This window comes from Streptomyces sp. NPDC003691 (assembly GCF_053981115.1).
The window spans coordinates 1-1,749 of the sequence record NZ_JBSFNQ010000221.1; the positions used below are offsets into that span (position 1 = coordinate 1).

Genomic DNA, 1,749 nt, shown 5'->3' on the forward strand with positions numbered 1-1,749 from the left:
GGAGGTTTTTAGGGGCGCGGGGAACTGCGCGAACAGCCACAGACGGGCTGCAGTCGGAATGCAAGCCCTGCAACAACGGCGGTCAGCCGCTGCCCCAAGTAGCCCCCCGGCCCCTCGGTGCAGCGCGCAGCGCCCTGGTGCTGCTCAGAGCTGGTTCGCGCCGCGCGTGGTCAGGTCGTGGTCCTTTGCGATCGCGTTCCACATGCCCGACGCCTGCCGCTTCGCCGCGGTGGCGTCGCCGCTCGCCCGGTTGCCCTCCAGCGCCCGCTCCGTGGTGCGGGCGCGGCCGTCCCGGCAGCCCCGCTCGCCCTGGACCTGCTCGGCCCAGGCCGCGTAGTGGTCGTCGGCGGCGGCCGACAAACGCCAGGCCTCGGTGAGGGCGGCGGTCAGCTCCTGGCCGCGCGGCAGCCGGTCGACGGCCAGCCCGCCGAGCCGCCCCACCAGGGTGCGGCGCTGCTCGGCGGCGCCGCGCAGATCGGTGGCCGCGCGGCCCAGCTCCTGACAGCGGCGGATGTTCGCCACCGAACGCACGACGGCGTCACGGCTGTTGTTGCTGTCGGCGAGGAGACGGTCGAGCGCCTCGGCCTGGGTGCGGGCCGGGCCGTCCTCCTCCTTCTCCTCCTCCTCGTCCGAGGGCTTCGGAGACGGAGACGGGGACGAAGACGCGTCCGGTGAGGGCTTCACGGGCGCGGAAGCGGCGGGCGCGGGCGCGGCGGCCGATACCGGCGGCGAGGTGTCAGGCCCCGCGTCGTCCCCGCCGTAGATCGCGGCGCTGAGCCCCAGCCCCAGTACGGCGCAGGCGACGACGACGGCCCCCATCACGGCGAGCTGCGAAGCCCGCTGCCGCTCCTCCTCGCGCTCCTCACGGACCCGGTGGTCCCGGGTCTCCTCGCTCCGGAAGAACCGTTCGAAGGCGGTGTCCTCGGGGGGTACGGGAGGTATGTAGCGGGTCGCGTCGCCCGGGGATCCCTGCGGACCGGGCCCTTGGACGGGAGGTATGTAGCGGGTCGCGTCGTCCGGAGACCCCTGCGGGGGGACCGGTGGGAGGTAGCGCGTGGCGTCCTCCGCGGGGCCCTGCGGGGCGACGGGCGGTATGAACCGGGTTGCGTCGTCCGGGGAGCCGGGCCCTTGCCCATGACCTTGGACGGGCGGGATCACGCGGGTGGCGTCCCCCTCGGGGCCGGGCCCTTGGACGGGCCGCAGCAACCGGGTGTCGCTGTCCACGGGGTCCGCCGGGCTCTCCGGGGGAACCGGCGCGAGGTTCATGGTGGCGTCGGGCTGCGGGCCCCAGGGCTCGCCCCACGGCTGCCCGGGGGCGGGCGAGTCGGGTATCCAGGAGTCACCGCGGGCGGCGGAACCGTCCGGCCGGTCACCCTGCCCGTGTCCGCTGTGCGTCACCGGAACCTCCATCCAAGGCACGCCGCGCTCTCCAACCGCCCCAAACTACCGGCTCCCCCATGCGGAGGGGGCGCCTGCCCCTCAGGATCCCCAACTCACCGCCCACGCCGCGCGCGAGGGGCCGTGCCTTTGCGGGGTGCGGGACGCGCCGTACCGGCGGGGCTTGATTCCCGACTGCACGCCGTCTGTGGCTTGTCGCGCAGTTCCGCCCCCTGCGCCTGCGGCGTGGGGGGACCCCAGTGCCCCTTCCTTCGCGGGGCAGCGGCTGACCGCCGTTGTTGCAGGGCTTGTATTCCGACTGCAGCCCGTCTGTGGCTGTTCGCGCAGTTCCCCGCGCCCCTAAAGACCTTG

The 1,749-nt window shown here is 74.6% G+C and carries 1 protein-coding gene; it reads right to left on the bottom strand.

What is annotated here, in order from left to right; all coding sequences use genetic code 11:
• Nucleotides 1-144: 144 nt before the first annotated feature.
• Complete coding sequence (locus ACWDR0_RS34840; protein WP_456355842.1) at nt 145-1,398, bottom strand: hypothetical protein; 1,254 nt, start codon at nt 1,396-1,398, stop codon at nt 145-147.
• Nucleotides 1,399-1,749 lie beyond the last annotated feature (351 nt).